An 8264-nucleotide genomic window follows, 5' to 3' on the forward strand; every position below is an offset into this window, starting at 1 on the left:
TCTTGGGCTTGCAGTGGCTCAGGCGTAGAGGTTTGAACGCTTTCCTCATCGACTTGAGTCCACTCGGTATGGAAGAAGCCTGCTTTGTCAATGCGCTCGTAGGTATGAGCACCAAAGTAGTCGCGCTGAGCTTGGGTAAGATTTTGCGGCAAGCGATCGCGTCGGTAACTATCGAAGTAATCTAGCGACGCGCTGAATGCCGGAACTGGAATCCCCAGCTTCGCCGACTGCGCTAATACTTCCCGCCAAGCATCCTGGCGATCCAAAATGGTCTGCTTAAACTCAGGAGCCAAGAGCAAATTCGGCAACTCTGGATTGTCCTTGAAAGCAGATTTAATCTTATTCAAGAATCCGGCTCGAATAATGCAACCACCCTTCCAAATCCGGGCAGTTTCGCTCAAATTCAGGTCATAGGAATAAGCCTTCGACGCCGAACTCAATAGCGCCATCCCTTGGGCGTAAGAGCAAATCTTCGAGCAATACAGAGCATCACGGATTTGGTTAATGAAGGTTTTGGCGTCTCCCTCATACTTGCCACTAGGACCCGTTAATATCTCCGAAGCAGCCACCCGTTCCTTCTTAAAGGCAGACATGATCCGGGCATTCACCGCCGCCGTCATCGTTGGAATAGCGATCCCCAGCTCCAGCGCACTCTGCACCGTCCAGCGACCCGTCCCTTTCTGCCCAGCCGCATCAAGAATTACATCGACCAGAGGCTGCCGAGTGTCGGGGTCTCGGTAATTGAAAATATCCGCTGTAATCTCAATCAAATAAGAATTGAGTTCATCAGTGGTATTCCATTCGGCAAATACTTCGTGTAGTTGGTTCGCGTCTAGCCCCAGCGCATTCTTGAGTAAGTCGTATGCCTCTGCAATCAGCTGCATATCGCCGTACTCAATGCCATTGTGTACCATTTTGACGTAGTGACCGGCACCCGCAGGGCCGATGTAGGTGACACAGGGGCCATCATCCACCTGAGCCGCAATTTTCGTCAAAATTGGTTCCAGATACTCATAGGAGCTTTTCGTACCTCCCGGCATCAGACTAGGGCCATTCAGCGCTCCTTCTTCACCTCCACTGACGCCCATCCCGATAAATCTGAACCCAGATGGCTCTAATTCGCGGGTGCGACGAGCGGTATCGTCAAATAAGGAGTTGCCACCATCAATAATGATGTCACCCTCATCCAGTAACGGTTTGAGCTGGTTAATCACCGCATCTACCGGCGCACCCGCTTTCACCATAATCAGGATTTTGCGAGGGCGTTCTAAGGATTGGACAAAATCTTCAATGGAATAAGCAGCATAGACATTTTTGCCCTGCGCTCGCTCAGCCATAAAGGCATCCGTTTTTTCTGGAGTGCGATTATAGACGGAAATGGGGAACCCATTACGCTCCACATTCAGCGCCAAGTTCTCGCCCATGACCGCCAAACCAATCACACCAAAGCTCTGCTGTGTCATAAGATTCAATGTTCAACTCTGCAATGCTTTTGAACAGTTGCTTTTCCTTCAGAGTAGCCCGATATCCTGAGAGTTTTCCCTAAAGAAGATATTAAGAGTCGCAAAAGTAGTACCGCCTCCTTCGGCGAAGAATCAACAATTGAAACAGCAGATTTAGTTTTTATTTGTATCTAAGTCAACAATCTCAAGCAGAATTGAAACATAGACACAAGTTTTGGAGCATCCACGAAATGCTGGCATATATCCTAGCGATCGCTGTTGCAGTCGGTAGCTTCGCCCTTTACATGGCGGCTTTCTTTTTCCCCGAAGTACACCGAAAGAGTGATTTTATCTGGAGTGGGGTGGGATTGTTCTATGCCCTGGTTTTATGGGTGTGTGCTGGACGCATCACCGGCGGTGTGCTGCTAGGTCAAATCGCTAGCGTAGCGCTAGTCGGTTGGTTAGGTTGGGAAACCCTGACATTACGACGCAGTCTCACCCCCGCAGCGCAGCAAACTGAGATTCCGAGTCCCGAAGCATTGCAGGAAAAACTGACCAGTTTATCCATACCGCAGCGGATAACCAGTCTATTTGCAACTTTTAAGGACAAAGCTCAGCAGACGGCAAGTAAAGTGACTCAGGGCAAATCGGGCACTGGAACCCCCCAATCAGGGGCATCCAAGACGACACCTGCGCCAACCTCCACCGACGCCGGAAAACCCCGTGTTACCGTGCTGGATAACCGGACGGATGAAGATGAGGATGAAACGGTGTTACTCAATCAACCACCCGTTCCACCCGCACCCTCAAAGCCGGAATCCCAGCCGGAATCTCAGATGGAAGTAATATCCGTCCCATCTGAAGAAAGTGTCCAAGACACAGACTTGGATGACTTGGAACCCCCAGCATCTGTAGAAGCAACTACAGGAGAAACAGTCATAACACCAGAGACTGCCCCATCCGCACCTTCAGAGGTGGAGGCTAACCCAGAAGCTAACCCAGAAAATGTGCCCGAACCCGTTCGTCCGAACCCACCCGACCCCGAACTGGTGGAAGCTGCTCTAGAAGATGCTGAAGAAAAGCATATTCCAGCTTCACCTCCAGAACCAGCCCATGAAGAAACAAGTGACTCGGTGAGTGGAACAGAGCAGGCAAATCAGCCGTTAGAAAATCCACCCAACCCAACTTAAAAATAAAGGTTAGGAGGAAAATGAATCCCGAAGATGTTGCATAGCGCCAAAAAAGCAGCGCAAGATATAGCAGTCTTGAATGCTTTCTAAAGCGAGATCCCAGACTTCTCTCTTGAAGTTTGGGATCTGAAGGACGGGCATCTTACAGCTAAAATCGGATTGCGATCGCTGCTTATTCCATTTTCTTGCTTTGTGTTCTGTGCATCTTTGCGGTTCATTTTTCCGCTGCAACTTGAAGAGATTGCGATTTGTAACCGATAATGATTGAAAGCAACTCAATCATTTCTCGGCATTAAACTGTGACAGAAACAGGGAACTACAAAGACACCGTTAATCTGCCCAAAACCCAATTTGATATGCGGGCGAACGCTATTAAGCGGGAACCGGAACTGCAAAAATTTTGGGCAGATCAGCAAATTTACGAGCGACTGTCGCAGAACAATCCCGGCGAAATTTTTGTTTTGCATGATGGGCCGCCCTATGCCAATGGTTCGCTCCACATTGGTCATGCTTTAAATAAAATCCTCAAAGACATCATCAACCGCTACCAGCTCCTGCAAGGGCGCAAAGTTCGCTACGTTCCGGGTTGGGATTGTCACGGCTTGCCGATTGAGTTGAAAGTCCTTCAGCAAATGAAGCCAGCAGAGCGGCAAAATCTGACACCTCTGGATCTCCGCCACAAAGCCAGAGATTTTGCGCTTCATACAGTAGACGAGCAGCGCCAAAGCTTCCAACGTTACGGTGTCTGGGGCGACTGGGAGCATCCGTATCTGACTTTAAAACCAGAGTACGAAGCCGCTCAAATTGGCGTCTTCGGTGAGATGGTGCTGAAGGGATATATTTATCGCGGTTTAAAGCCAGTTCACTGGAGTCCTAGTTCTAAAACGGCGCTGGCTGAGGCAGAGTTAGAGTATCCCGAAGATTCTGAAGGTCGCCCAGCTCATACCTCGCGCAGCCTTTATGCAGCTTTCCAGATGACGAATCTGGGGCCAGCCGTGCGATCGCAATTGCAACCATTCTTGCCCGATCTCGGTGTGGCAATTTGGACGACGACGCCTTGGACGATTCCCGCCAACCTAGCGGTAAGCCTGAATCCAGAACTGACTTACGCAGTGGTGGAAGTGGAGGCAGATTCTCTGCCGATTTCAACCAAATACCTGTTAGTAGCTGCCGATTTGGTAGAACGCTTGTCCACGACGCTCTCGACTAATCTCACGGTAAAAGCGACAGTACCGGGTAAAGATTTGGAACACAGCACTTACCGACACCCACTCTTCGACCGCGAGAGTCCGATTGTGATTGGGGGCGATTATGTCACCACCGATTCCGGTACGGGATTAGTTCACACGGCTCCCGGTCATGGGGATGAGGATTACAAAGTCGGTCAACGCTACGGTTTACCTCTGCTGTCGCCAGTAGATGCCGATGGCAACTTCACGCAAGAAGCAGGGCAGTTTGCCGGGTTGAACGTCCTGGGTGAGGGAAATCAGGCAGTGATTGACGCCCTAAGCCAAGCGCGATCGCTACTGAAAGAGGAACCCTACGTTCACAAATATCCTTACGACTGGCGTACGAAAAAACCGACCATTTATCGAGCCACAGAACAGTGGTTCGCATCGGTGGAGGGATTTAGAGAAGAGGCGCTAAAAGCGATCGCTTCCGTGAACTGGATTCCTGCTCAAGGTGAAAATCGGATCACGGCAATGGTCGCGGATCGTTCCGATTGGTGTATCTCCCGTCAGCGCAACTGGGGCGTGCCAATTCCCGTTTTCTACGACCTAGAAACCAACGAACCGCTACTAAACGAGGAAACCATCGCCCACGTCCAGGCAATCATTGCTGAAAAGGGTTCGGATGTCTGGTGGGAAAGGTCGGTCGAGGAACTCTTGCCAGAAAGTTATCGCCATAACGGTCGCAGCTACCGCAAAGGCACGGATACGATGGATGTCTGGTTTGACTCTGGCTCCTCTTGGGCGGCGGTAGCGAAACAGCGACCAGAATTGGAATATCCAGCAGATATCTATCTAGAAGGCTCCGATCAGCACCGGGGTTGGTTCCAATCGAGTTTGCTCACGAGTGTGGCAACGAACGACATCGCGCCCTACAAAACCGTCTTGACCCACGGCTTTACCTTGGATGAGCAGGGACGCAAGATGAGTAAATCTCTGGGGAATGTCATCGACCCCTCGATTGTCATCAATGGGGGCAAAAATCAAAAAGAAGAGCCACCCTACGGTGCTGATGTTTTGCGCCTGTGGGTTTCCTCGGTGGATTATTCTTCAGATGTCCCCATCAGCAAGAACATCCTCAAACAGATGGGAGATGTTAGAAACAAGATTCGCAATACGGCGCGGTTCTTGTTAGGAAATCTACACGATTTTGACCTAGCTAAAGATGCAGTACCTTACGAACAACTGCCAGAACTCGACCGCTATATGTTGCACCGGATGACAGAAGTCTTCGGGGAAGTCACGCAAGCATTTGAGAGTTTCCAGTTCTTCCGCTTTTTTCAAACAGTGCAGAATTTCTGCGTTGTTGACTTGTCCAATTTTTATCTAGATATTGCCAAAGATCGGCTTTATATTAGCGCTCCAGATAGCTTCCGTCGCCGTAGTTGTCAGACAGTTTTGGCGATCGCTCTGGAAAATTTAGCGCGCGCGATCGCGCCGGTTCTCTGTCATACAGCAGAAGATATTTGGCAATATCTCCCCTATCCCACACCCTACAAATCCGTGTTTGAATCGGGGTGGGTGAAGTTAGAGGAGCATTGGAAAGCTCCAAAATTGGCAGGATTTTGGCAACAATTGCGACAAATCCGCACTGAGGTGAATAAGGTGATGGAGCAAGCAAGGGCAGAAAAAATGATTGGCTCTTCTTTGGAAGCCAAGGTATTACTTTATGTCCCAAATGCTGAGTTCCGCTCTTTACTGCAAGCCTTGAATTTGACTTCAGCTTTCCATTCTCATTCTCCGTCTTCAGGATTGGGTAATCGAGTAGATGAGCTGAGATACTTGTTTATCTCCTCCCAAGTAGAGCTGCTAGATTCTTCGGAAGCATTGCAAGGCTTAAAATACAGTTCGCAGACAGAAGCTTTATCGATTGGCGTAGTGAAAGCAGACGGGGAAAAATGCGATCGCTGCTGGAACTACTCGATTCATGTGGGCGAATCTGCCGAGCATCCCCTATTGTGCGAACGTTGCATTCCCGCCTTAGAAGGTAAATTTTAGTTCACAAAAAGCGATGGCTTCGCCTCGGCTAAGAGCCTACGCCCTTCCCTCCGCCCTGCGCTATCCCCTACAGCTCCTAACCCCTCCCTGCTTGCGGGGAGGGGTTAGGGGTGGGGTTCTTTTATGATGAGCAATTAGTATAGATTTTTCACCATTACATAGCATTACATAGCGTCAGAGTAGTCAACGCCGCTCAAATTTGCCCCAAATTTAGAAACTTCAGATTTTGAGTAAAATTGGCAATTTATTAATAATTTCGCGCTCAAGAACAGGCTGATGCAAAGGTAAAAAACAAATATTAATAATCTTTAGTTAATTTCATCTACCAAAAGTTATAAAAAAATTATTAAAGCTTAAAAGGAAACTCTTCCTCTAGCAATATTCCTTATAAAATTCTCTTGCGGAAGCGACTCAGATACAGGTATTGTCGTAGATCGTAGAAACCTGGTAGTGTAAGTTTCACCTAATCAGGGTCTATACCCCTCAGGGAGCATCAGGGAGTCTACCACCACAATTTCTTTATCTCTCTAACAGTCCAGCAATGGGGTGTTTTGTTTAGTTAATCTCTGAAGAATGAAATCCCTGCAACCTCTGTTGGGGCGTACCTACCTGCGTCTAACAGCTATCCTAACGTGTTCGTTTGCTTTTGCTTTTCAGTCGTTGCCCGTTAGCGCAATAGACATCTTGAATACCGCCTCTGCTGCGGGTGACAATCTCCCCCCAGAAGGCGTGAAATCCAATGAAACTTCAGTCACAGCAGGTCAAGCGGCTCTAGAACTGATCAAAACAGGCGATCGCGCCGCAGCAGAACCGGGCGACACGGTTGTTTATCGCTTGGCGTTGAAAAATACCGGCACAGCCACTGCCAGCAATATCAGCATTACAGACACCCTACCTGTGGGCTTACGGTATGTGCCGGAGTCCTTGCAAGCCTCGCTGACCACTGGCTCCAGTACTGCCCAAACCACTATACAACCCGCTACTACGTCCAACCGGACAGTTACCTTTAATTTTCCTAAACTTGAGCCGAACCAAACCCTGAACGTGGTTTATGCCGCCGTGGTAACGCCAGACGCCATTCGCGGTAACGGGAGAAATCAGGCACAAGAAACAAGGAGCAACATTGCCAGCCATCAGTTGCGGATTCGACCGGGCATTTTGTCAGACTGCGGCACCCTGATTGGGCGAGTATTTGTCGATAAAAACTTTGATGGCGAACAGCAGCCAGGAGAACCAGGAGTGCCCAATGCTGTAATTTTTATGGATGACGGCAACCGCATCACGACCGATGCCAACGGTTTATTCTCACTTGCCAATGTTATCTCTGGCTACCGCACCGGCACGCTGGATTTAACCAGTCTACCGGGCTACACTCTGGCTCCCAACCAAAAATTTATTGAGCGCAATAGTCAGTCCCGCCTGGTGCAACTCGAACCGGGAGGATTAGTACGGATGAATTTCGGGGTGACACCCACCTATCGGGAGGGCAAGCAGTGATGAACCAGGCAAAAGGCAAAAAGCAGCCGCCAAAAGATGGAATTTTGGCGTATTTCTCGTTCTTTTTACTGTTTACTTTTTATTTCTTACTTCCTCGCTCCGCAAAGGCAAATGAACTGTCTGCACCCCCTCAAGGTGGACTCGCAGAAGATTCTGAGTTTGCAATTAAAAATTCCACCACTCTCCCTGCAATCGAGCAGGCGGCTGCCCTAGAGAGGACACCAGAGAATTCAGAAGTCTTGGGCACAAATTCTGAATTCGCCGTCCAAGATTCAGCAGAAATTCTAGATTTAGCTCAAAATACTATACCGACGGATTCACCCCTCCCTTCAGTAGAGACGGTAACGGTAGAGGAATCGGCAAAACCAGCAACAGCAGCGCCCAGCCTCGTAGCGCCTGAAAATACCGCACCGACGGCTCCACCCCTTCTCGAACTTCGAGAACAGGTTGGGACAGCGCCTGAGAACTCGACAACGATCGTACCAACTGCCACCGAGCTGAGACAGTCGATCCCTCAAACAAATGCCCAGCAACCTGCTAAGCCAAACTCAGATGCGATTCTGGCACCCACCGAAGTTCGGATTCTGACCCCTAAAAGTGGAGTCTTGGGAGAGTCGTCTACTAACCTCGTTGTCCAGTACCACACCCAAGCTCAGGTACAAGTCAGCGTCAACAGAAAACCACTGGATGCCAAAACATCCACCCAGATAGAGCGAGACCAAGCCCAAAATATCATTACTCAGGTTTGGTACAACGTCCCTCTAGAGAAGGGAGAGAACACAATTACAGTGCAAGCGAATAACGGCACCTCGGCAAGTGTCAAGCTAACTGTAAAAAGGACAACTGCCCAAACCTTAGAAATTGCTCCGGTGAGCGATGCTCGGATTCCCGCTGATGGGCGATCGCTA

At 49.3% G+C, this 8264-nt stretch carries 4 protein-coding genes and 1 pseudogene; 4 read left to right on the forward strand and 1 reads right to left on the reverse strand.

Going from position 1 to position 8264, the window contains the following annotated elements; genetic code table 11:
- The coding region (gene gndA, locus H6F50_RS04895; protein WP_190426923.1) for an NADP-dependent phosphogluconate dehydrogenase at positions 1-1463 on the reverse strand (1463 nt) is incomplete at its 3' end.
- A 230-nt stretch (positions 1464-1693) separates the two neighbouring features.
- Here gndA and H6F50_RS04900 point away from each other — a divergent pair.
- The 4 genes and pseudogenes from H6F50_RS04900 to H6F50_RS04915 form a co-directional block, all read left to right on the forward strand.
- Entirely contained in the window at positions 1694-2632 is a 939-nt protein-coding gene (locus H6F50_RS04900) for a Ycf66 family protein (protein ID WP_190426924.1), read from the forward strand.
- Positions 2633-2931: 299 nt separating this feature from the next.
- Positions 2932-5859 (forward strand): isoleucine--tRNA ligase, encoded by a 2928-nt coding sequence (ileS, locus tag H6F50_RS04905; protein WP_190426926.1) that lies wholly within the window; start codon positions 2932-2934, stop codon positions 5857-5859.
- A gap of 573 nt (positions 5860-6432) precedes the next feature.
- Positions 6433-7356 (forward strand): isopeptide-forming domain-containing fimbrial protein, encoded by a 924-nt coding sequence (locus tag H6F50_RS04910; protein ID WP_190426928.1) that lies wholly within the window; start codon positions 6433-6435, stop codon positions 7354-7356.
- A pseudogene (locus H6F50_RS04915) lies at positions 7356-8264 on the forward strand (hypothetical protein); the annotation flags it as partial. The gene H6F50_RS04910 and the pseudogene H6F50_RS04915, both read left to right, overlap by 1 nt.

The organism is Coleofasciculus sp. FACHB-712, assembly GCF_014695635.1.
Taxonomy (GTDB): Bacteria; Cyanobacteriota; Cyanobacteriia; order Cyanobacteriales; family FACHB-T130; genus FACHB-T130.